Raw genomic sequence first — 23,071 nt, 5'->3', positions numbered from 1 at the left:
ACTCACGACTTGGCGGTGATGTGATCCGACAGCGCCGGGATCACCGTCTCGCCGTACACGCGGAGGGTCTCCTCCTTGTTGTCGTGCTGAAGATACCCGGCGAACTGCGTGACGCCGATCGCGCGCAGTTGCTCGAGCTTCGCGATGTGCTCGTCCGCCGTACCGAGGATGCAGAACCGGTCGACGATCTCGTCGGGAACGAAGTCGACGTGGTCGTTCTCGGCTCTGCCGTGGCTGTTGTAGTCGTAGCCCACGCGACCTTCGATGTACTCGGTGAGCTCATGCGGCACACCGCTCTCGTCGGCATGATGCCCGTACTTGGCCACGATGTCCGCCACGTGGTTTCCCACCATCCCGCCGAACCACCGGCACTGGTCGCGCATGTGCGCCCAGTCGTCGCCGATGTACATCGGCGCGGCAACGCAGAACGCGATCGAGTCGGGGTCGCGGCCGACGTCGGCTGCAGCATCCCGCACCGTCTTGATCATCCAGGCCGCGACATCGAGGTCGGCCAGCTGGAGGATGAAGCCGTCACCCACCTCGCCGGTGAGTTTGAGCGCGAGCGGCCCGTACGCCGCGACCCACACGTCGAGCTCTGAGCCGCGACTCCACGGAAACTGCAGGGTCGCGCCGTTGTATTGGACCGAGCGCGAGTTGCCGAGCTCGCGGATCACATGGATCGACTCGCGAAGCTCCTTCATGGACACGGGCTTGCCGTTCGTCACCCGGACCGCCGAGTCGCCGCGGCCGATCCCGCAGATCGTGCGATTGCCGTACATCTCGTTGAGGGTCGCGAAGACGGATGCGGTGACGGTCCAGTCTCTCGTCGCGGGGTTCGTGACGAACGGACCCACGGTCACCCGTCTGGTCTCGGCGAGGATCGCCGAGTGGATGACATACGGCTCCTGCCACAGCAGGTGGGAGTCGAACGTCCACACGTGGGAGAAGCCGTGGGCCTCGGCCAGCTTGGCGAGCTGCACCGTGCGGGCTGCAGGCGGGTTGGTCTGGAGAACGACGCCGAAATCCATCGGGTGACCCTTCCGGTCGGTCAGCGGGTGAGAAGAGCGACGCTCGTGTCGGGTCAGGTCAGGTACTGGCTGAGACCGCGCTTGATGTACGCGCCGTCGCCCTTGGTGCCGACGTAGCCGGTCTCGTCGACGATCACCCGGCCCCGGCTGAGGACGGTGTCGACGTGCCCGTCGATCTCGAAACCCTCCCACGCGGAGTAGTCCATGTTCATGTGGTGGGCTTTTCCGAGGCCGATCGAGGTGTGTCCGTTCGGGTCGTAGACGACGATGTCGCCGTCTGCGCCCGGTTGGATCACGCCCTTCCTGCCGTACATCCCGAACATGCGCGCCGGCGTCGTCGAGGTGATCTCGACCCATCGGGAGAGCGAGATCCGGCCCGACACGACTCCCTGGTACATCAGGTCCATGCGGTTCTCGACACTGCCGATGCCGTTGGGGATCTTGGAGAAGTCGCCGATCCCCATGTCTTTCTGATCCTTCATGCAGAACGGGCAGTGGTCGGTCGAGACCATCTGGATGTCGTTCGTGCGCAGAGACTGCCACATGTGATCTTGATGACCTTCGTGCTTCGAGCGGAGCGGAGTAGAGCACACCCACTTCGCGCCCTCGAAGTCACCCCACTGCTGGCTCCACGCCCCGAGCTGGTCCTCCAGCGAGAGATACAGGTACTGCGGGCAGGTCTCGCCGAACACGTTGAGGCCCCGGTCGCGGGCGGCGGCGATCTGGTCGACAGCCTGCTTCGCGCTCACGTGCACGACGTAGAGGGGCGCCCCGGTGAGATCGGCGATCATGATCGCTCGGTGCGTCGCTTCCTCCTCGGCCTGCCACGGGCGGCTGGTGCCGTGGAAGAACGGTGTGGTATTCCCCGCCTCGAGGGCCTGCTTCACGAGCACGTCGATCATGGCGCCGTTCTCGGCGTGCATCATCATGAGGGCGCCGTTCGAGGAGCCCTTCTGAAAAGCGCGCAGGATCTGGCCGTCGTCGCTGAGAAACACGCCCTTGTAGGCCATGAAGAGCTTGAAGCTCGTCACGCCCTCCTCGATCAGCTCGTCCATGGCCGTGAGACTCGAGTCCTGCACGTCCGAGAGGATCTGATGGAAGCCGTAGTCGATCGCGCAGTTGCCCGCCGCCTTCTCATGCCATGCGTGGTACTGGTCGAGGATGTTCTGGTCGGGATACTGCACCACGAAATCGACGATGCTCGTCGTGCCGCCCCATGCGGCAGCTCGTGTGCCGGTCTCGAAAGTGTCGGACGCGAACGTGCCGCCGAAGGGCATCTCCATGTGCGTGTGCGCGTCGACACCACCCGGGATCACGTACTTGCCGGCCGCATCGATGACCCGATCGACGTTGCCCTCGATGTCGAACCCGAGAAGCATCGACCCGGGTGCCAGAACGGCCGCGATCGTCTCACCGTCGATCAGTACGTCTGCCGCCCCGGTGCCGGTCGCATTGACGACAAGGCCGTTCTTGATCAGCGTCTTCGCCATGTGCGGATGCCTTTCCTGAGCGTTACGGCCGGGTGATCGACGTGTACGAATCCGGCCTGCGATCCCGGTAGAACTGCCAGTCGTCGCGCATCTGCTGGACCATGTCCATGTCGAGGTCGCGGATGAGGACCTCCTCGTCGGTGCCCGACCCGCGCTCTCCGACGAAGTTGCCACGGGGATCGATCACCTGGCTCGTGCCGTAGAAATCGACGGCGAGCTCGCCGTACTCGTTGTCCTCGCGGCCGACCCGATTCGGCTGGAGCACGAAGTAGCCGTTCGCGACGGCGGCCGCGGGTCCTTCGACCTCCCACAGGCGGTTGGACAGCCCTGGCTTGGTCGCATTGGGATTGAAGACGATGTGCGCGCCATTCAACCCGAGCTCGCGCCATCCCTCCGGAAAGTGCCGGTCGTAGCAGATGTAGACGCCGATCTTTCCGATCGCCGTGTCGAACACCGGGTAGCCCAGGTTGCCCGGCCGGAAGTAGAACTTCTCCCAGAACCGGTCGAGGTGCGGGAGGTGATGCTTGCGGTACTTGCCGAGGATCGTGCCGTCGGCGTCGACAACGACCGCCGTGTTGTAGTACACGCCCGTGATGTCTTCCTCATAGATGGGGAGGATCATCACCATGCCCAGTTCTGCGGCGAGCGCGGCGAAGCGGGTGACGATCGGCCCGTCGGCGGGCTCGGCGTAGCGGTAGTACTTCTTGTCTTCGGTGATCCCGAAGTAGGGGCCGTAGAACAGCTCCTGGAAGCAGATCACCTGCGCACCCTCAGCCTTCGCCTGACGCGCGAAGCCCTCGTGCTTATCGAGCATCGATGCCTTGTCGCCTGTCCAGGTCGTCTGGGTGATGGCCGCACGTACGATCGCCATGTCTCCTCCGTTGCTGTCCCTCCCGAACGTACACCGGAGCACCCGCACGACACCACGACCGCGCAGGTTGCCGCCACGCCTCGACAGAGTCGCGAGTGCGCAATAGCCTCGAAGCATGGACAGCACCCTGGCGTGCCTGGCTGCATGGATGCCGCGCCAACGCTGGTACGCCGCCAAGGGACGCACACCCAACCTCCGATTCATCGCATCATGGGACCTGCCGGGAGACGACGCGAGGGTACGCGTACGCACTCTGCTCGTGGCCGATGAGGTCTCGCTCCCGCCCGTCCTCTACCAGGTGCCCGTCGTGGCTCGCGCGACGGCCGCTGTCGCCGACGCGGTCGGGGTGATCGGCAGCCCTGAACCGGGAACCACTCTCATCGACGGGCCCACCGACCTGGCCTACACGGACGCACTCCGGGAGCTCGTCACGGTGGGCGGCCACGGAAGAGGGTTCCGCACGATCGCGGTCGGCAGGCCCGCTCCTTCGGCGCCGCCGACGGGTTCCGCCTACACCGCGCGCGTCCTGAGCGGTGAGCAGTCGAATACGTCGCTCATCTACCTGCCGGACGGCGATGGCACCGCCATCATCTGCAAGATCTTCCGACAGATCCATGCCGGGCTGAACCCCGAGATCGAGCTCCAGACGGCGCTCGCAGCGTCGGGATCGCCCTTCGTGCCCCGTGCGATCGGGTCGGTCGACGGCGAATGGCCGGACCCGGCATCGGCGTCGGGAGCCGTGCGCGGATCGCTGGCTTTCGCGCAGGAGTTCTTCTCCGGCGTGGAGGACGCCTGGCGTGTGGCGTTACGCGCCGCCGACGTCGGCGAGGACTTCGCCGATCGCGCACGCGAGATGGGGATCGCCACAGCGAGGGTGCACCTCGACCTCGCCGCCCTGTTCCCGACCGTCGCCCCTCTGCCGGCGGACCGTGAGGCGATCGCCGCCGTGTGGCGGCGGCGCCTGTCGACCGCTATTGCAGAGGTGCCTGCCCTGGCCCCGCACCGCGACGACATCAGTGCCGCCTACGATCGCGCAGTGGGGTCTGTGTGGCCCGTGCTCCAGCGCGTCCACGGTGACTACCACCTCGGACAGGTGATCCTCGTTCCGGGTCGCGGCTGGGTTCTCCTGGACTTCGAAGGCGAGCCGTTGAGGCCCATGAGCGAGCGCGTGCGACCGGACATCGCTCTGCGCGACGTCGCGGGAATGCTGCGGTCCTTCGATTACGTGGCGGGCTCGATCCGGCTCGATCAGCCCGACCGGTCGCCCGTGGCCGCACGGGAATGGGCATCGAGCGCCCGGAGCGCGTTTCTCGACGGGTATGCCGCAGCATCCGGTCTCGACCTCGGCGATTCCATGGCGCTGTTGGAAGCGCTCGAGCTCGACAAGGCCGTGTACGAAGCGACCTACGAGGCGCGCAATCGTCCCACCTGGGTTCCGATCCCCCTTCAGGCCGTCCAACGACTCCTGGGGACCGGGAGTTCGCCGACGGTCTCGTCGTCGGCGGCGGAGGGCCACACGCGCTGATGCACGCAACGCCACCCCGGCGAGCGGGGTGGCGTTGCGTGCACCCGTCCGGCGGGCGAACGTGCTGCTACGGAGCGAGGGTTCCGAGTGTCACGTCTACCGTGTTGCTCTTGCCTCCGCGGACGTACGTGACGGTGGCCTTGCTCCCGGCGGCGGCTGCACGGACCTGTGCAGTCAGATCGGTCGCATCGGTGACGGGAACCCCGTTGAACGCGGTCACGACGTCACCGACCTGGAGTCCGCCTCCCGCGGCGCCCCCGCCCGCGGTGACCTCGGAGATGTAGGCACCGGTGGTCGTGGCATCCGCCACGGATGCGGCATCCTTCACCCCTGCCCCCAGCAGACCGTGGGTCGCACTTCCCGTGGCGATGATCTCGTCGGTCACGCGCTTGACGATGTCGGAGGGGATCGAGAACCCGACACCGATCGAGCCCGACTGACTGGCACTCGACGTGCCGCCCGCCGTCGCGATCGCGACATTCACGCCGACGAGCTTGCCTTCGCCGTTCACAAGCGCGCCGCCCGAGTTGCCGGGGTTGATCGCCGCGTCGGTCTGAATGACGGCGATCTTGATCGTCGTGGTCGGCGTCTGACCGGTCGACCCCTGGCCGTTGTCGAACAGGAAGGGACCGTTCTGCCCGTTCTGACCGCCGGAGTCGCCCTGCGTGTTGTCGCCCGTGCTCGGGGCGGCGGACGAGGCGATCTCGATAGAACGGTTGAGCGCACTGACGATGCCGGTCGTGACGCTGTTGGAGAGACCGAGGGGTGCGCCGACGGCGACGGCCTGGTCGCCGACGTTCAGCTTGGCGGAGTCCGCGAATTCGATCGGAGTCAGTCCGGATGCGTCGGTGAGCTTGATGACAGCGAGGTCGTACGTCGGGTCGGTGCCGACGACGGTGGCGTCGTAGACGCGGCCGTCCGACGTGGTGACCCTGATCGTTGCATTACCCGACGCACCGTCGAGGGTCACCACGTGCGTATTCGTGGCGACATAGCCGTCCGAGGTCAGCACGACACCCGAACCGGTGCCGCCCGAGCTGCCGCTGGACGCCTCGATCGTGACGACGCTGGGTACGACCTTCGTGGCGATGGCGGTGGTGGCATTCACGGAATCCGTGTTGTTCACCGTGACCGTCGTCGGACCGGCCGGGGCCGCTGTTGTCGAGCTGCTCCAGAGGTTCACTCCGGCGTACGCACCACCGAGGCCGGCTGCACCGCCCACGAGGGCTGCCGCCACGATCAGGCCGACGACCTTTCCGGCACCCGACTTCTTGGGCGGCGCGCCGGTGGTCGTGGTGTTCGCACCCGCGACCGGTACGGTCGGCTGGGTCGCGGTCGGCTGACCGGCGTGGACGCCGAACGCCTGGCCGTAGGCATAGCCGGGGGTGGGCTGCGCGGGCTGACCCGCGTAGCCCTGCTGGCCCGGCTGGTACTGCGGGCCGGGCTGGTACGGCTGACCCTGCTGGCTGGGCTGGTACGCCCCCTGGTACGCCTGCGGCGTGCCCTGGTAGGCCGGGTACTGCGGCGGCTGCGGGGCGGGTGGCTGCGGGGGCACGGGCTGCGCGGCAACGGGCATCACAGGAGGCGTCGGCGCCTCGTTCGCGTCCGGCGCGACGGATGCGGCTGGGGCAGCGGCGGCTTCCGGCGCCGGAACTGCGGATTCGGTCGACGCCGCGTCGGACGGCGCGGCGGGAAGCGATTCGTCGGTGGATTCGGGAGTGGACTGTTCCGGGCGGTCGCCCTGGTTCTCGCTCATGGTGTTCTCCTTCTGGCAGGCACACATCAGGTTGTCAACGATGTCTGTGTGTTCCCTATGCCGAGGATGGGACTGCGGTATGCGAGTAACGTGAGCGCGATGCAAGAAATCCCCGGCGCGTGGCGCCGCACCTCAGCAGGCGCCGGACTGCTTGCTCCCGACGGTTCGGCCCGCCCCACCATCTTCGCGGAGATGAGCGCCCTGGCGGCCGCCACGGGGGCGATCAACCTCGGTCAGGGCTTTCCCGATGAGGACGGACCGGATGCGGTTCTCACCGCCGCGCGCGACGCCATTGCGCACGGGGTCAACCAGTACCCGCCGGGTCGCGGGATCCCCGATCTGCTGTCGGCCATCTCGGAGCACCAGCTCCGCTTCTACGGGCTCCGCATCGATCCGCACCGCGACGTCATCGTGACCGCCGGCGCGACAGAGGCTCTCGCGTCGACCCTGCTGGCCCTGATCGACGGACCCGACGACGAGGTGGTCGTCTTCGAGCCCTACTACGACTCGTACGCCGCGTGCGTCGCACTCGCGGGCGCCCGGCTCGTGACTGTTCCCCTCCGATGGCCGCACTTCCAGCCCGACCTCGACCAGCTCCGCGACGCCGTCAGCGACCGCACCCGGATCATCCTGGTCAACGACCCGCACAATCCCACCGGTGCGGTCTTCACCGCGGAGGTCCGCGACGAGGTCGTCCGCCTCGCTGAGAAGCATGACGCGGTCATCGTGACCGACGAGGTGTACGAGCACCTCATCTTCGACGAACCTCACGTGCCGATCGCGACTCTTCCGGGCGCATGGGAGCGCACGCTCACGATCTCATCCGGAGGCAAGACCTTCTCGACCACCGGGTGGAAGATCGGGTGGGTCAGCGGTCCCTCGGCCCTCGTGGATGCAGTCCTGGCGGTCAAGCAGTTCCTGACCTATGTGAACGGAGCACCGTTCCAGCCCGCGATCGCGACCGGACTCCGGTTGCCCGACACCTACTTCGCAGCGATCGCCTCCGCGCTGCGGGCCAAACGCGACCTTCTCGGCACGGGTCTGCGCGCGGCAGGCTTCGAGGTGTCGGTCCCGAGTGGCTCGTACTTCACTGTCGCGCGGATCCCCGACCGGGGCGACGGCCCGGCCGACGCGGCCGACTTCTGCCGCGCCCTCCCCGCCCGCGCGGGTGTCGTGGCGATTCCTCTGACCGCGTTCGCCGGTCCGGAGCATCGCGGTGACTACGCCGAGCTCGTCAGGTTCGCGGCGTGCAAACGGGTCGAGGTCCTCGAAGAGGCCGCGGCACGGCTGGGCGCAATGCTCTGAACGCCCCTCAGTCGCGCGGGGCCACCACGAACCGGCGCAGCGTGAGCGCGGGGTTGACCCTGCGCACCCGTGCGATCGCTTCGGAGTCGAGGTGTGCCACGGCGACGTCGGTGGGAGTGCCGATCGCCGCGATCTCGACCCCCTGCGGGTCCACGATCATCGAATTGCCCACGCCGAGCGGCGGGGGGTGGTCGGATGCAGCGACGAAGAGCGTGTTCTCGATCGCCCGAGCGTGGATCAGCGTGCGCCAGTGGTGCTCTTTGAGCGGCCCGCGCACCCACTCTGCCGGCACGAGGATCGCGTCGGCTCCGGCATCCGCGATCCTTCTCGCCGACTCGGGGAACCGCAGGTCGTAACAGGTCATGAGTCCGAAGCGCATGCCGTCGACCTCGAAGGTCTCCGGAGGCTCTATCGCGCCGGGCTCGATCCAATCCGACTCACGTTGCCCGAACGCGTCGTACAGGTGGAGCTTGCGATAGGTCGCCAGCACCCTGTCCGCGTCGACGGCGACGACGGCGTTGCGCACTCGGCGCTGGTCGGCACCGCGCTCGATCAGGCCGGAGACGATCACGACCCCGTACGTGCCGGCGATTTCGTGGAGGCCTGTGACGAATGATCCGTCCAGACCTTCGGCGTGCGTGCGGAGCGTTTCGTCGAACGGGTCGACGAAATAGCTCGAATACTCGGGGAAGACCACCACCCGGGCACCGCGACCGGATGCTCGGGCCACGAGTTCTCCGATATGAGCGAGGTTCACCGACGGATCGGCGGTGGGCGCGAACTGCGCGATCGCCAGGGCGGTCATCGGGCGCCTTTCGTCGAATTGCGGATGCGGATGATGATCGGTGCCACCACCCACAGTACGGCGACCAGGACTCCGAGGATCACGATCACGATCACGGCCGCCGGAGCGCCCACCACGACGTCGAAGACGAAGGCGACCACGCCGACCAGAAGCAGCGCCACGGCGATCAGGGACGCGACGAGCGCGACGTGCCCGTACATGACGACGTGCGCCTTGGCATGTTGCCGGAAGACGAGCCGGTGCAGGGCGACCGGCGCAAGTGCGAAGATCGCCGCCACCGTCGCCAGGACGACGAGCGTGAGATAGACGACGCGCTGCGGGTCCGTCAGACCGGCGAAGGACGGCTGGAAGGCCAGGGCGAGCAGGAATCCCGTAAGGATCTGCGTTCCGGTCTGCAGCACTCGCAGCTCCTGCAGGACCTCGTTCCAGTTGCGATCCGCTCGCTCGACGGCCGTCTCGTCGCGCCCGTCGACCAGGTCGTCCACACGCTGCTCGCGGTGGTCGTCACGGCGCGGGGTGGACATTCCCTCATCCTCGCCCGCCGCGGGCTGCCACGGCAACCTGCGTATGCGTGTGCCGCCTAGCGCCGGTAGGCCGTCACGCTCTCGGACAATCGCACCCTGTCGCCCTCGGTGTTCGTCTCGCCGATCGCGATTTCCAGCCCCTCGTCGATCGTCAGGGCGATCGGTCCGTCCGACCCGGACGGAGATGCGCTGTCGGAGCACGTGACCGAGTCGGGCGAGCCTGCGCCCCTTCCCGAGCCGAAACCGAGGATGCAGACGCCGTCGTAATCGGCCGGCCGCGCGACGGCGATGAAGTGCCCGTCGATCACCGCGATGAACCGCACGGTCGCCGGATCGACTCGCTGATCGCCGACGAGGAAGCGCGCGGGCACCATGTCTTCGTCGGTCTGCACGGTGTCGAACTCGGGCAGCGTGCGCGGAGCGGACGCACCGGCCCACGCTGATCCGCCCCACGCTGATCCGGCCCACACCCCGAGCGCCAGCGTCGCGGCGGCTCCGGCGGCGACCGCCAGCCAGCCGACACGTGACAGGCCGCCGACCGGTTGCCCAGGATGTGGGTGAGTAGACGCCGGCGGTTCGCCGGCCTCGGGATCACCCCCTGGCCCCGGCTCGGGCGGATCGGCGGTGGCCGGCGATGGCTGGAGCGTCGGCCGGTCAGCGGCATCGCTCCGTTCGGCGTCCTCCAGTTCTCGCAGCCGACGCAGGTCGGCGTCTGTGACCGCACCCTCCTCGTCGGGCCCGTACACCTTCCGCCGAAGGTCCATCAGCTCGCGGTCGTCGTCTTCGCTGGCCGGCATCCAGCCAATATGCCACGGCCTGAGCGGTGCGGGACCGCCGCACCGAGGACGCGAGGGCGCTCGAGGGTCGTACGACGAAGGCCCCGGGGGTACCGGGGCCTTCGTCTTTTCGTTGCGGGGACAGGATTTGAACCTGCGACCTCTGGGTTATGAGCCCAGCGAGCTACCGAGCTGCTCCACCCCGCGGCACAAGAATCGAGCTTAGCACGCGATCTCAGCCCGCGTCGACACGGGTGGGCTTTGCGTGACGGGCGTCGGGGTCGATCGCGACGCTCATGTCAGCCATGAACCGAACGATGACCTGGAGTTCTTCGGTGGTGTACTCGTCGGCGACACCGCGCATGGCGCGCAGATTCTCGCCGAAATGACGGAAGAAGGAGGTCTTCGATTCGTCCGTGAGAACCACGACGCGAGAGCGTCGATCGCGTGGGTGCGCGCGCCGCTCGAGGTGGCCCGACGCAGTCAGGCGGTCGAGGAGCTTGGTGGTCGAGGCGGTCGAGATTCGCAGATGCCTGGCCAGTTCATGGGGACTGACGGTCTCGTCACGCTGCTCGCGCATGATGAGCATTCGCAGAGCCGCGAGGTCGGTGGCGTTGATCGCCATGTCGTCCTTCATCCCGCCGTTCATGCGGTCGATCGCGTCGCTGAAAGCACGCACGCCCTGCAACGCCTCGATCACCGCGCGGTCGTGCTCCGATTCAGCGACCCAAGGTCCTGTCATGTGGACACCCCCTCCCGCCGCTTGTATTATCGTCTCACTGCCATCGCTAGAAAAACTAGCGATTTCAGCGAGCAAGATGGAGACACCGTGACTGATGCCGACATTGTGATGGACTCCGACTCGGTGGTTCTCCTGGATGACGCAGGCCGTGAGATCGGAACGGCACCGAAGAGCAGTGTGCACAGCACCGACACGGCATTGCACCTCGCATTCTCCTGCTACGTGCTGAGCGATGAGGGCAAGCTGCTCGTGACCCGCCGCGCGCTCTCGAAGACCACGTGGCCCGGCGTCTGGACCAACTCGTTCTGCGGTCACCCCCGGCCGGACGAAGCGATGATCGCCGCCGTCGAGCGCCGGGCCGACTTCGAGCTCGGGATCACCCTGAGCGAGATCGAGCTCGCGCTCCCCCAGTTCCGCTACCGCGCGGTGGATGCGAGCGGGATCGTCGAGCACGAGGTCTGCCCGGTCTACATCGCCCGCACCTCCGACGCCCCCGCCCCGAACCCGCTCGAGGTGGCTGACACGGAATGGGTCGATCCCGCCGACCTCGCCGCATCCCTCACCGCCACCCCCTGGGCGTTCAGTCCGTGGCTGGTCCTCCAGGCTCCGCAGCTGCGCATGTTCGGGATGACGCTGCCGACGGAGCGTCGACGAGCATCATGATCGTCCTCGCCGCGGATCCGACCGCTCGCGTCGCCATCGACGAGACGATCGACACGGCCCTGGCGCGCATCCGCGTCCGGTCTCAGGAGCTCGGCGACGGCGCGGCCGCACTCGCCGAGGCGATCACACGCGCGGCGGCGGGCGGCAAGCGATTTCGCCCTGCGCTCGTCGTGGCGGCCTTCGAAGCGTTCGGCGGCGACGCCGCATCGACGCCGGCGCTCTACCCCGTCGCCGCCGCCTTCGAGATCCTCCACACCGCGTTCGTCGTGCACGACGACGTCATCGACCACGACACCGAACGACGCGGCATCCCCGACGTCGCCGGAGAGTTCCGACAGCGCGGACGGATGCGTGGGGCGGATGCCACGGGTGCGGCCCTGCTGGGAGATGCGGCCGCCATCCTGGCCGGAGACCTGCTGCTGCACGAGGCGGCGCGCCTTCTCGCCCTCGCCGACACCACGCCCGCCGTGCGCGGGGAGCTCATGGACCTGCTCGACGACGCCGTGTTCGTCTCGGTCGCCGGCGAGCTAGCCGACGTCGAGCACGCGGTCGCGTGGGACCACGCCGACTCGGACGCCATCCTTGCGGCCGCACACGACAAGACCGCCGTGTACTCGTTCAGCGCGCCGCTGCGCGCCGGAGGGGCTCTGGCCGGAGCTTCCCCCGAAGCCCTCGCCGCCCTGGAGCGGTTCGGGGGTCGACTCGGCCTCGCGTTCCAGCTCGTGGACGATCTGATCGGCGCGTTCGGCACGTCGAGCCAGGCGGGGCGGGCCACCGGCGGTGATCTGCGCGAAGCGAAGCGCACTCCACTTGTCGCGATGGCCCGCGACACACCCAGCTGGCACCTCGTCAACGATGCGTTGGCCCTCGCCCACACCGGACCGATCGCGGTGCGCGAGGCCCAGCGGATCCTCGACGAGAGCGGCGCGCGCGAACGGCTCGTCGACGTGATCGACGAGACCCTTGCGTCCGCGCGCGAGGAGGCATCGTCCGCTGCGCTCCCCGCAGAGGTCTGCGGGCTGCTGCGGAGTCTCACGACCATGGTCGCCGGGAGGATGCCGTGACGGCGCACCCCACGGGCCTCGCCCTCTACGACAAGACGGCGCGGGATGCCGCGGCCGCCGTGATCGCGTCCTACTCGACGTCATTCGGAATGGCCAGCCGGCTGCTCGGGCCGCGCGTCCGCCCGCACGTCCGCAACGTCTACGCGCTCGTCCGCGTCGCGGACGAGATCGTCGACGGACCCGCGGCCGCCGCGGGACTCTCCCCCGAAGCCGAACGGTTCGTGCTCGACGAGCTCGAGGCTGAGACGCTCACGGCCGTGGACCGGGGCTTCAGCGCCAACCTGATCGTCCACGCGTTCGCCGCGACCGCGCGCGAATGCGGCATCGGCGCCGACCTCATCCGGCCTTTCTTCGCGTCCATGCGCACCGACCTCACGACGCACACGCACGACGCGGCCTCGCACGACGAGTACGTGTACGGATCAGCCGAGGTGGTCGGGCTGATGTGCCTCCAGGCGTTCGTGAACGCGGGGCGACAGCATCCCGTCGTTCCCGCCGATGACCTCATCGACGGCGCGCGACGGCTGGGCGCGGCATTCCAGGACGTCAACTTCCTGCGCGACCACGCCGACGACTCGGAGGGGCTGGGGCGCGACTACCTGGGCCTCGGCACGGCAGGGCAGACGCGCGCGAGCGTGCTCGACCGCATCGACGGCGACCTCGCCGCCGCCTCGGCGGTGATCCCGCGCCTACCCGCGGACTGTCGACGTGCCGTGGCCGTCGCGCACGATCTGTTCGCCGAACTGGCCACCAGGCTCCGTCGTCAGGGTGACTCCGGCACGCGCGTACGGGTCCCCGACCCGGTCAAGGCGGTTCTGGCCGCACGCGCCGTCCTGGGCCTCTCGCCCCGAGGGGCTCGCGCGTGAGCCGGCGGTCGAGCGGGCGCCCTCTGGGTGCGCGCAACGTCGTCGTGATCGGCGGTGGCATCGCCGGGCTCGCGACAGCATGCCTCCTGACCCTCGACGGGCACCGTGTCACGGTCCTGGAGGCGCGCGACGAACTCGGCGGACGCGCCGGCACGTGGGAACGCGACGGGTTCCGGTTCGACACCGGGCCGAGCTGGTACCTCATGCCCGAGGTGTTCGAGCACTTCTTCCGCCTCATGGGAACGACTGCCGAGCGAGAGCTCGACCTCGTCCCCCTCGAGCCTGCCTACCGCGTGTACACCGAGGGGGCGGACGCCCCCCTCGACATCCGATCGGGGCGCTCCGCCGCGACCGGACTGTTCGAGTCGGTCGAGCCCGGCGCCGGCGAACTGCTGGACGACTACCTCGACTCCGCCGGAGACGCGTACGAACTCGCCGTCACGCGGTTCCTCTACGACACGTACGAGACGACCGCGGGGCTCCGCGACCCCGCACTCCTGCGGCGCCTGCCGCAGCTCGCTCCGCTCTTGACCAGATCGCTCGCCTCGTACATCGACACGAGATTCACCGATCAGCGCCTGCGCCAGGTCCTCGGCTACCCCGCCGTGTTCCTCGGCGGTTCGCCGTACGGGGTACCGAGTCTCTACCACCTCATGAGCCACCTGGACCTCGACGAAGGAGTCCTCTACCCCCAGGGCGGCCTGACCACGGTCATCGAGGCGGTCGAGCGACTCGCTCGGGCGGCCGGCGTGCAGATCCGCACGGGCGCAGACGTCGTCGCCATCGAGACGACCAGCCCAGGCAGGTCGGGTGCGGTGGCCACCGGCGTCCGTCTCGCGGACGGATCGATCGTCGCGGCCGACCTCGTCGTCTCCACCGCAGATCTGCACCACACCGAGACTGCGCTCCTCCCCCGCGCTCTGCAGACCTATCCCGAGACGTGGTGGGCGAAGAAGACCCCGAGCCCCGGAGCGCTGCTGATCATGCTCGGAGTGCGGGGCGGCATCCCCCACCTTCCCCACCACACCCTGCTGTTCACGGCGGACTGGCGGGCGAACTTCGAGGCGATCTTCGGCGAGGACGCGCACATCCCCGACCCGGCGTCGATCTACATCTGCCGGCCGAGCGCGACCGACCCCGCCACCGCTCCGGCGGACTCCGAGAACCTGTTCATCCTCGTCCCGATCCCGGCAGACCCGGCCCTCGGCCACGGCGGCGTCGACGGCGACGGCGATGCCCGCGTGGAGGCCGCTGCCGATCGCGTGATCGAACAGATCGCGGAGTGGTGCGGCATCCCCGATCTCGCAGAGCGGATCGTCGTTCGCCGCACGGTCGCCCCGGGCGACTTCGCCGATGACCTGCACGCATGGCGAGGCAACTCGCTCGGACTCGCCCACACTCTCGGGCAGAGTGCGGTGTTCCGCCCGCGGAACGCGTCGAAGCACGTCGAGGGCCTCTTCTACGCCGGCGCGTCGACGCTCCCCGGAATCGGTCTGCCCATGTGCCTCATCTCGGCGGAGCTGGTGCTCAAGCGACTTCGGGGCGACCACACGCCCGGCCCCCTCGCCGAGCCGATCGTCGCTGTGCCCCAGCCGTGAGCCGGTCATGACCCAGGTTGCGACGTGCCCGGAATCTATCTGATCGCAATCCTCGTGTCCGCCGCGGGGATCGTCGCGATCGACGCTCGTCTGTCGCTCGCGTTCTGGCGGGCACCGGTGCGCACCACCGTGTCGATCGTCATCGGCACGACGTTCTTCCTCGTCTGGGACGCCGTCGGGATCGCGACAGGCGTGTTCGTCAAGGGTGGGAGCGCCCTTCTCCTCGGCATCGATCTGGCGCCGCAGCTTCCGATCGAAGAGCCCTTCTTCCTCGCCTTCCTGTGCTACCTCGCTGTGGTCGCATCGGGCTGGGCGAACCGGCGGCTCGCGCGGAGACCCGGGCGCTCGGCACCGGGTGATGAGGACGGACGAGATTCATGACCTATCCGCTCATCGTCCTCCCCTTCGTCATCGCCACACTCGTGGTGACACTGTGCACGGTGCGGCGACCGGCTTTCGGGCGCCGGATGCTGGCATCCACCATCGCCGCGGTGATCCTGGTCGTCCTGACCGCCGTCTTCGACAACCTCATGATCGCGGCCGGGCTGTTCACCTACCCGACCACGCACGTGAGCGGCATCCGCATCGGGCTCGCACCGATCGAAGACTTCTCGTACCCCCTGTGCGCCGCGTTCCTCGTGCCTGCGCTCTTCACCCTGATCGGCCGCCGGCCGCGGAAGCCGCGGGTGACATGATCGAGCATGTGGATTCGCCCCCCGAGAAGCTGAGAGCAGGATCCGTCCTGCGCGAGCTCTTCATCGCGTCGCGGCCGGTCAGCTGGATCAACACGGCCTACCCGTTCGCGGCGGCCTACCTCCTGACCACGCGGCACATCGACCTGACCCTCGTCCTCGGCACGATCTTCTTCCTCGTGCCGTACAACCTGGCGATGTACGGCATCAACGACGTGTTCGATTACGAGTCCGATCTGCGCAACCCCCGCAAGGGCGGTACTCACGGCGCCGTGCTCGATCGGCGGATGCACCGCATCACACTGTGGGCTGCCGCGCTCACCTGCATCCCCTTCGTGGTCTACCTCGTGATCGTCGGCTCACCGCTGTCGTGGCTGGTGCTGGCCATCAGCCTCTTCTTCGTCGTGTTCTACAGTGCTCCCCCGCTGCGGCTGAAAGAGGTGCCGTTCGCCGACTCGGCGACCAGCAGCATCCACTTCTTCTCACCCGCCGTGTACGCGCTGGTGCTCGCGGGCGCACTGTGGACCCCGCAGCTCGCGGCGATCATCGTCGCGTTCGCGCTCTGGGGTGTGGCGTCGCACGCGTTCGGAGCGGTGCAGGATGTCGTGGCCGACCGCGAGGCCGACATCTCCTCGATCGCGACCGTGCGCGGGGCGCGCTGGACGGTCTGGTTCGCCCTCGTCTGCTATGCCGCGGCGGGCGTGGCGATGCTCATCACGGCATGGCCCGGGCCGCTGGCCGCACTCCTCGTCCTGCCGTACCTCGCGGCCGTCTGGCCGTTCCGCCGGATCACCGATGACACGGCGTCCGACGCGACGAGGGGCTGGCGTCGATTCCTCTGGATCAATCAGATCGCCGGATTCGGCGTCACCCTGCTGCTGATCTGGTTCTGGCTGCTGACGGGCTGACGGCCGGGGTCGGACGAAGAACCCCGCACGACGCAGGTGCGGGGTTCTTCGTGGAGGCCGGATCAGCCGCCGAGGGCGATGAGCTGCTGGACCGCTGCCGTCAGGCGCGCATCGGCTTCGCCATACGCCGTCCAGTTGCCCGCCTGCAACGCGGCCTGCCGATCGATCATCGCCTGGGACGCCGCCTGGAGCGCGGCCTGATAGGCCACGGATGTCGACGGCGACGGCGACGGGGACGGGGACGACGTGTCGCCCGGTGTCGGGGTCGCCCCAGGAGTCGGGGTCGTCTGGTCGCCGGGCTGGACGGTCTGGTCTCCTGCTGCGGCTCCGGAACTACCGCCGAAGAGCGTGTTCAGGGCGTCATTCAGCGTCGCCTCGAAGGCGACCTGCGTACCGAAGGCGACGAGCACCTTCCTCAGCTGCGGCAGCTGAGTCCCCGTCGAGGCCTGCACGAAGACGGGCTGGACGTAGAGGAATCCGCCACCGACCGGCAGGGTGAGCAGGTTGCCGTTCAGCACCTGCGACTGGCCCTGTTTGAGCAGGTTGATCTGCGACGAGATCAACGGATCGGAGTTGAACGTGTTCTGCACCTGCCCCGGGCCGGGGATCGTCGTATCCGCGGTGATCTCGAGCATCCGCAGTTTGCCGTAGTCGGCGCTCTTGGTGCCCGCATCCGCACCGGCGTTGGAGTCGACGGCGAGATAGCCCATCAGGACGTTCCGCGAGTTGGCGCCCTCTGACGACGGGATGAACGACGTGAACATCGAGTACGCCGGATCGGTCTGCCCCGGCATCTGCATCGTCAGGTAGTACGGCGGCTGCAGGCGGTTGGGATCCTGCGGGTCGTCCGGTGTGGCCCACGCGTTGTCGCGCTGGTAGAAGGACTGCGCGTCGTCGACGTGGTAGACCCCGAGCATAGAGCGCTGCACCTTGAACAGATCGGTGGGGTACCGCACGTGGCTCATGAGCTGGGCCGACATGTCGCTGATCGGCTTGAGGGTGTTCGGGTAGACCTTCTGCCACGTCTGCAGGATCGGGTCGGTCTCGTCCCACGCGTAGAGCTTGACGCTGCCGTCGTAGGCGTCGACCGTGGCCTTGACCGAGTTGCGGATGTAGTTGATGTTGTCGAGGGCGAACCGCGGTGTGGGGTTGTTGGTGTCGGCGATGGCTGAGGCGAGACTCACGGTCGTCGAGTACGGGTAGGTCGCGCTCGTCGTGTAGCCGTCCACGATCCATACGATCCTGCCGTCCACCACGCTCGGGTACGGGTCGCTGTCGAGCGTCAGGTAGGGCGCTGCCTTCTGCACGCGGGTCACGGGATCGCGGTCGTACAGGATCTGCGAGTCCTGGTTGATGTAGTCCGAGAACAGGATCTGCTCGGACTGGAACTTCAGCGCGTACAGCAGCCGATCGAACACGTTGCCGACGCTGGGTCCGCCGTTTCCGGTGAACGTCGTCTTGGTCTCGTTCGCCCCGTCCTTGCCCGACGGGTAGTCCAGCTCGATCGGATCGGTCGTGCTCGGTGCACCCACGATCGAGTACGGCGGCGAGTTCTCGCCGAAGTACACGCGCGGCTCGAACGAATCCGACGAAAGGAACCCACTGGCAGGGATCCCGCTCTCCAGGAAGACCGGGTCGCCGTCCACCGTGCGCTCGTTGCCCTTGGCGACGACGAGTCCGTAACCGTGCGTGTAGACGAGCGCGGTGTTCTGCCATGACGCCGCCTGACCCAGCGCACCGAGGTTCAGGTCGCGCACCGACACGATCGTGTCTTGCGACTGCCCGTCGATCGTGTACCGATCCACGTCGAGCGGATCCTTGAACTGGTAGTACGACCGGTACTGCTCGAGCTGCGCGACGGTCGGGTTGATGATCGCGGGGTCCATGATGCGGATGGATGCGGTCGTCTCGGCGTCCGAACGCAGCTGCCCGGCCGAGGCGGTGGTGACCGCGTCGTAGTCGCTCTTGACGAGACCGTCGATGCCGTAGGCGGCCTTCGTCATGTCGATGTTGCGCTGGTAGTACTCGCGCTCGAGTGCGAGCTGGTTGGGCTTGACCTGGAACGTCGTGACGATCCACGGGTAGCCGACGCCGAGCACGATCGCCGAGACGACCAGGAGCGCCGTGGCGATGAGCGGATAGCGCCAGCGCCCGATGAGCGCGGTCACGAAGAACAGGATGGCGACCAGCACGGCGACGATCGCGAGGATCGTCATACCCGGGATCGTCGCGTGAACCCCGGTGTAGCCGGGGCCGGTGATGCGATCACCGGGCTCGACGAGCGTCTTGTAACGATCGAGCCAGAGGCTCACCCCCTGCACGAGGATGTAGAGCCCGGCGATCACGGCGAGCTGGATGCGGGCCGATTTCGAGATGCGCAGCTCGCGCTGACCGATCCGCACCGAACCGTACAGGTACGACACGATGGCCGTCACGAAGAGGCAGATCAGGAGCACCGCAGATGCGAAGCCGAGGAGCGAGCTGTAGAACGGCATCGCGAACATGTAGAAGCCCGTGTCGAGACCGAACTGCGGGTCGGTGACGGACGTCTGGACGCCGTTGAACCAGAGCCATGTCGTGTCCCACTGGGCGGACGCGGCGAAGCCCGCGAAGAATCCGAAGAAGACCGGGATGCCCCACATCGCCAGGCGACGGAGCGGTTCTACCACTTCCTGGTAGCGGTCCAGCTGCGAGCTCAGCCGGGCGTACACCGGCCGCAGGCGGTAGGCCAGCTGGATCGCGAGCCAGACCGGCACGGCCATGCCGAGGAACCCGACGACGAACATGATGACGCGCGCCGTCCATTGCGTGACGAGCACCGAGTCGAACCCGAGCTGGCGGAACCACAGCCAGTCCGTGTACAGGTTCGCGAAGATGAAGAACGCCACGACCAGTCCGACGATGATCGCGAGCGAGATCGCGATGATCCGGCGAGTGCGGTGCGGGGCGGCTGGCCCTGCGGCAGATGAGGCTGGAGAGGACGACGTGGTCACCGTCTCATCCTAGGTTGGCCGTTCTGGGCATATGCCGAGGAAGCGCTATGGGGACTCACGGTTACGCAACGTTCGCGCATCGATCGCGATCGTGCTCGTCAGCTGGTCGTGCTGGTGGCGGTGCAAGTGGGCAGTGCATCGAGGTCGCCTCCCGATGAGATCGTCTGGAGCACCTTCATCGAATCGGACAGAGTGGCGACCGAGAACACTCGCAAACCCGGCGGAACATGACCGACGACCTCGTCGCAGTTGGACGCCGGCGCGAGGAACCACTGCGCTCCCGCACCCTTGGCACCCCAGAGCTTCTGCTGGATGCCACCGATCGGTCCCACCGTGCCGTCGGCGGTGATCGTGCCCGTCCCGGCCACGTTCTGCCCCCCGTTGAGCTCGCCGGGAGTGAGCGTGTCGATGATGCCGAGCGCGAACATCATCCCGGCGCTCGGACCTCCGACATTGTTCAGCTGGATAGTCACGTCGATCGGGAAGACGTAGTCGTTGACGAGGGTCACCCCGATCAGCCACACCTGCTCGCCGTTGGAATCGGCCTGCTTCGGCGTGACCGAAACGGTCTGCGCGACCCCGTTGCGCTCGATGTCGAGGCTGACGGGCGCGCCGTCGCCCGCATTGACGATCTGGCGCAAGGTCATGGCATCGGTGACTTTCTGGCCGTTCGCGGACAGGATGACATCGCCCTCTTCGAGCACGCCCGCCGCTGCCGACCCGTCCACGATCGAGTGCACCGTCAGGTCGGCCGTGATCGTGTAGCCGAGTTCGGTGAGCGCGGCCGCGGTGGCCTCCTTCTGCGAATCGACCATCATGGCGGCGCTTTCCTGATTCCGCTGATCCGTGCTCTGACCGATCGGGAAGATCGAGTCGATCGGCAGAACGGCGCGGGACGGATCGAACCATGCCGAGGCGAGCTCGAACCACGACGGCGTCCGCTCGCGATTTCCCACGACCTGCACGGTGAGGAGGTCCAGGGCACCGGCGGTCGGGTATGTCTCGGCACCAGAGATCGAGATGAGCGGCACCTCCGAGCCGTCTGTGCTCTGCACCGTGCCCAGCGTGTTGTAGACGGGACCGGGCTGCTGGATGACGTACGCGGTGGGCAGGAACGTGATGACCAGCAGCACAACGAGGGCGACGGCCAGTGCCCAGACTCCGGCCACCGTCGACCGGCCCATCCTCCGCCGCGGGGCAGGGGTGATCGTCACGTTCTCGTCGAACAGCGCCACGGGAGCCCTTTCTTTGCCTGGTCGTTCGCGACCGGCGTAAGCGAGGAAGGTCTCGGCCGGGAGGTGCGATGATCCGTGCGACTAGCGTAGATGGAGAGGTCTTGACCTGGCTGAAAGGCGGCTGAAGTGGCGGATGAGGATCGCAGTCCTGAAGAGGAGTTCCAGGAGCTGATCCGGCAGCTGTTCGGCGGCTCCGGTGGAGAGATCGACCCGGAGCAGCTCGAGCGGCTCGCGGGCATGCAGATCGATCCCGCGATGATGCGGGCGGTCATGCAGCAGCTGCAGGGCGCCTTCGCGGCCGGCGGGACCGACGGCGGAATCTCGTGGGATGCCGCCAAGCGACAGGCCCTCCACATCGCCAACCAGGACGGCCTCGGCGTCACCGACGGGGAGCGCACCGACCTCGATCAGGCGTTCGCGCTGGCCACGCTCTGGCTCGGCGAGGCGACCGCGATCTCAGAGCTTGCCACGCCTCCCCGCGCCCTGACTCGCGGCGGATGGGTCGAAGAGACGCTGCCCGTCTGGCAGGAGCTCGCCGAACCCGTCGCCACGAGCATCGCCGACGCGCTCACGGCAACGCTGAGCGAGCAGGCTCCCGAAGAGATGCAGGACCTCGTGAAGGGCGCGGGCCGCCTGATGCGCACGGTCGGCGGATCGCTCTTCGCCTCGCAGCTCGGCCAGGTGCTCGGGCGGCTCTCGACCGAGGTCGTCAGCGGCGGAGACGTCGGCATCCCGGTGATGCCTGCCGGTGAGGCGGCGATCCTGCCGCAGAACTTCGCGGATTTCGGGCGAGACCTCGAGATCCCCGAAGACCAGCTCGCGCTGTACATCGCAACTCGAGAGCTCGCGCACGCGCGCCTGTTCCGTCATGCCCGCTGGCTTCGGCTGCACGTCATGTCACAGGTGAACGACTTCGCGCGGGGCATCCACGTCGACACCGACGCGCTGGAGGAACTCGCCTCCCGTTTCGATCCGTCCGAACCGGAGGAGCTGCGCCGCGCGCTCGAGAGCGGTGCGCTCATCCCTGCCCGGTCGGACGCACAGAACGCCGCGCTCGCCCGGCTCGAGAACCTGCTCGCCACGATCGAGGGCTGGGTGGATGTGGTCACGGGAGCCGCAACGTCACGGCTGCCGTCCGCCGATCGGATCGCCGAGGCGGTCCGCAGGCGTCGCGCGGTCGGCGGCCCCGCCGAACAGGCGCTCAATTCGCTGGTCGGCCTCGAGCTGCGCCCGCGCCGGATGCGAGAAGCGGCCGCCATGTGGCGCGCCGTGACGGATGCCGTCGGCATCGCCGCACGGGACGCCCTCTGGGACTACCCCGACCTCATGCCCACCTCCGACGACATCGACGATCCGGCAGCCCTCGTCGCACGGCTCGAGGCACGGGCGCGCGGCGAAGAACCGGTCCGCGACGAGTTCGACGACGCGCTCGACCGGCTTCTGGCCGGTGAGGGCGACGGCGGCATCGATTCCCCCGGGCAGGACGACCAGGGCTCGGACGACCCGAAGCCGGTCTAGCACCCGCTCCTCCCCAGGCGCCCTGTCGGGGGCCTGGGCGGCCGGCTCTGTGGACAGTCGTGCCGACGCATGCGACGGCGGGCATGATCGGGGGATGCCCCGTGTCGACCCCGATCATCCTCCGCTCTGGCGCAGTCCCTCGAGCCTGCAGTTCGGCGCCGACGCCGTCGTCGTGATCGACGACCCGAAGCCGTGGCAGCAGCGGCTCGTGCACGAGCTCGTACGCGGTGTGCCCGACGAGGCCTTCGAGGCGGTCGCGCACGTATCCGGAGCGACGCTCGCGCAGGCGCGCGAACTGCTCAGCCAGCTCACGCCCGCGCTGACACGCGCGCAGTCCTCACATCCGGGTGCGAATCACGTCGTGACAGTGCAGACGTCCGAGCACCACCCGCCCGCCGTCGCCGACGAGATCGCACGCGCCGTCGCGTGCGCAGGATGGAGCGTCCAGAAGTCGACCTGGTACGGCGCGCCCCGCGAACCACCGCCCGACGCAGGACCGCTGATCGTCGTGGGTGACCATCTCATCGAGCCACGCCGCGTCACCCCGCTGATGGCGAACGACATCGTCCACCTGCCGATCGTCTTCACCGCCGGCCGCGTCGAGATCGGGCCACTCATCGTCCCGGGGGTGACCGCGTGCCTCGCGTGTCTCGCCGCCCGTCGACGGGACACCGACCCGTCGTGGCCGCTCATCGCCGCGCAATTGGTCGGG

General features: G+C 68.0%; 20 protein-coding genes and 1 tRNA gene. 10 read left to right on the top strand and 11 right to left on the bottom strand.

Annotation, left to right across the window (positions count from 1 at the left end):
• Nucleotides 1-2 precede the first annotated feature (2 nt).
• Genes F6B43_RS00875 through F6B43_RS00865 form a run of 3 tightly spaced genes read right to left on the bottom strand, consistent with a single transcriptional unit; the run spans nt 3 to nt 3,389 of the window.
• Nucleotides 3-1,028 (bottom strand): TIGR03842 family LLM class F420-dependent oxidoreductase, encoded by a 1,026-nt coding sequence (locus tag F6B43_RS00875; RefSeq protein WP_150447090.1) that lies wholly within the window; start codon nt 1,026-1,028, stop codon nt 3-5.
• A gap of 53 nt (nt 1,029-1,081) precedes the next feature.
• The gene (hydA, locus tag F6B43_RS00870) at nt 1,082-2,518 is read right to left on the bottom strand and encodes a dihydropyrimidinase (protein WP_150447089.1); all 1,437 of its coding nucleotides are present in this window, start codon (nt 2,516-2,518) and stop codon (nt 1,082-1,084) included.
• 22 nt (nt 2,519-2,540) lie between these two features.
• On the bottom strand, nt 2,541-3,389 hold the full coding sequence (locus F6B43_RS00865; RefSeq protein WP_150447088.1) for a nitrilase-related carbon-nitrogen hydrolase: 849 nt from the start codon (nt 3,387-3,389) through the stop codon (nt 2,541-2,543).
• A 115-nt stretch (nt 3,390-3,504) separates the two neighbouring features.
• Here F6B43_RS00865 and F6B43_RS00860 point away from each other — a divergent pair, with 115 nt between their 5' ends.
• Nucleotides 3,505-4,914 (top strand): maltokinase N-terminal cap-like domain-containing protein, encoded by a 1,410-nt coding sequence (locus F6B43_RS00860; protein ID WP_150447087.1) that lies wholly within the window; start codon nt 3,505-3,507, stop codon nt 4,912-4,914.
• Between the two features lie 67 nt (nt 4,915-4,981).
• Here F6B43_RS00860 and F6B43_RS00855 read toward each other — a convergent pair whose 3' ends face one another.
• Nucleotides 4,982-6,670 carry a S1C family serine protease gene (locus F6B43_RS00855; RefSeq protein ID WP_150447086.1) on the bottom strand — a complete coding sequence of 563 codons (1,689 nt, stop codon included), beginning with the start codon at nt 6,668-6,670 and terminating at the stop codon, nt 4,982-4,984.
• Nucleotides 6,671-6,769: 99 nt separating this feature from the next.
• Here F6B43_RS00855 and F6B43_RS00850 point away from each other — a divergent pair, with 99 nt between their 5' ends.
• The gene (locus tag F6B43_RS00850) at nt 6,770-7,975 is read left to right on the top strand and encodes an aminotransferase class I/II-fold pyridoxal phosphate-dependent enzyme (protein WP_150447085.1); all 1,206 of its coding nucleotides are present in this window, start codon (nt 6,770-6,772) and stop codon (nt 7,973-7,975) included.
• A 7-nt stretch (nt 7,976-7,982) separates the two neighbouring features.
• Here F6B43_RS00850 and F6B43_RS00845 read toward each other — a convergent pair whose 3' ends face one another.
• The 5 genes from F6B43_RS00845 to F6B43_RS00825 form a co-directional block, all read right to left on the bottom strand.
• On the bottom strand, nt 7,983-8,780 hold the full coding sequence (locus tag F6B43_RS00845) for a carbon-nitrogen hydrolase family protein (RefSeq protein WP_150447084.1): 798 nt from the start codon (nt 8,778-8,780) through the stop codon (nt 7,983-7,985).
• Nucleotides 8,777-9,304 carry a DUF6328 family protein gene (locus F6B43_RS00840; RefSeq protein ID WP_150447083.1) on the bottom strand — a complete coding sequence of 176 codons (528 nt, stop codon included), beginning with the start codon at nt 9,302-9,304 and terminating at the stop codon, nt 8,777-8,779. The genes F6B43_RS00845 and F6B43_RS00840 overlap by 4 nt, the downstream gene beginning before the upstream one ends.
• Nucleotides 9,305-9,360: 56 nt before the next feature.
• A complete protein-coding gene (locus F6B43_RS00835) occupies nt 9,361-10,101 on the bottom strand; it encodes a hypothetical protein (protein WP_150447082.1) in 741 nt (246 codons plus the stop codon).
• 112 nt (nt 10,102-10,213) lie between these two features.
• Nucleotides 10,214-10,287: transfer RNA gene (locus F6B43_RS00830), tRNA-Met, on the bottom strand.
• Nucleotides 10,288-10,315: 28 nt separating this feature from the next.
• Entirely contained in the window at nt 10,316-10,822 is a 507-nt protein-coding gene (locus F6B43_RS00825; RefSeq protein WP_150447081.1) for a MarR family winged helix-turn-helix transcriptional regulator, read from the bottom strand.
• Between the two features lie 105 nt (nt 10,823-10,927).
• On the opposite strand from F6B43_RS00825, the gene idi reads away from it, so the two are divergent.
• From idi to F6B43_RS00790, 7 genes are read left to right on the top strand one after another with little or no spacing between them, the layout of a single operon-like run.
• Complete coding sequence (gene idi / locus F6B43_RS00820) at nt 10,928-11,485, top strand: isopentenyl-diphosphate Delta-isomerase (protein WP_150448342.1); 558 nt, start codon at nt 10,928-10,930, stop codon at nt 11,483-11,485.
• Nucleotides 11,482-12,549: a polyprenyl synthetase family protein gene (locus tag F6B43_RS00815; RefSeq protein ID WP_150447080.1), complete on the top strand. Its 1,068-nt coding sequence runs from the start codon at nt 11,482-11,484 to the stop codon at nt 12,547-12,549. The genes idi and F6B43_RS00815 overlap by 4 nt, the downstream gene beginning before the upstream one ends.
• Nucleotides 12,546-13,415 carry a phytoene/squalene synthase family protein gene (locus tag F6B43_RS00810; RefSeq protein ID WP_150447079.1) on the top strand — a complete coding sequence of 290 codons (870 nt, stop codon included), beginning with the start codon at nt 12,546-12,548 and terminating at the stop codon, nt 13,413-13,415. The genes F6B43_RS00815 and F6B43_RS00810 overlap by 4 nt, the downstream gene beginning before the upstream one ends.
• Complete coding sequence (crtI, locus tag F6B43_RS00805; protein ID WP_246159734.1) at nt 13,412-15,013, top strand: phytoene desaturase family protein; 1,602 nt, start codon at nt 13,412-13,414, stop codon at nt 15,011-15,013. The genes F6B43_RS00810 and crtI overlap by 4 nt, the downstream gene beginning before the upstream one ends.
• Before the next feature lie 24 nt (nt 15,014-15,037).
• The gene (locus F6B43_RS00800) at nt 15,038-15,394 is read left to right on the top strand and encodes a lycopene cyclase domain-containing protein (protein WP_150447078.1); all 357 of its coding nucleotides are present in this window, start codon (nt 15,038-15,040) and stop codon (nt 15,392-15,394) included.
• Nucleotides 15,391-15,708: a lycopene cyclase domain-containing protein gene (locus F6B43_RS00795; RefSeq protein WP_150447077.1), complete on the top strand. Its 318-nt coding sequence runs from the start codon at nt 15,391-15,393 to the stop codon at nt 15,706-15,708. The genes F6B43_RS00800 and F6B43_RS00795 overlap by 4 nt, the downstream gene beginning before the upstream one ends.
• Complete coding sequence (locus F6B43_RS00790) at nt 15,705-16,613, top strand: prenyltransferase (protein ID WP_150447076.1); 909 nt, start codon at nt 15,705-15,707, stop codon at nt 16,611-16,613. Before F6B43_RS00795 ends, F6B43_RS00790 begins: the two co-directional genes overlap by 4 nt.
• A 62-nt stretch (nt 16,614-16,675) precedes the next feature.
• On the opposite strand, the gene F6B43_RS00785 is transcribed toward F6B43_RS00790, so the two are convergent.
• Both F6B43_RS00785 and F6B43_RS00780 read right to left on the bottom strand, forming a co-directional pair.
• Nucleotides 16,676-19,606 carry a UPF0182 family membrane protein gene (locus tag F6B43_RS00785; protein ID WP_150447075.1) on the bottom strand — a complete coding sequence of 977 codons (2,931 nt, stop codon included), beginning with the start codon at nt 19,604-19,606 and terminating at the stop codon, nt 16,676-16,678.
• 98 nt (nt 19,607-19,704) lie between these two features.
• Entirely contained in the window at nt 19,705-20,841 is a 1,137-nt protein-coding gene (locus tag F6B43_RS00780) for a YlbL family protein (protein ID WP_150447074.1), read from the bottom strand.
• A 126-nt stretch (nt 20,842-20,967) separates the two neighbouring features.
• Between F6B43_RS00780 and F6B43_RS00775 the strand changes: the two genes are divergently transcribed.
• Complete coding sequence (locus F6B43_RS00775) at nt 20,968-22,359, top strand: zinc-dependent metalloprotease (RefSeq protein WP_150447073.1); 1,392 nt, start codon at nt 20,968-20,970, stop codon at nt 22,357-22,359.
• Nucleotides 22,360-23,071: the final 712 nt, after the last annotated feature.

The sequence above is a fragment of the Microbacterium rhizomatis genome, from assembly GCF_008710745.1.
GTDB lineage: Bacteria > Actinomycetota > Actinomycetes > Actinomycetales > Microbacteriaceae > Microbacterium > Microbacterium rhizomatis.
The sequence above is the reverse complement of the archived record's forward strand: the minus strand, read 5'-3'. Positions and strand labels throughout refer to the sequence as shown.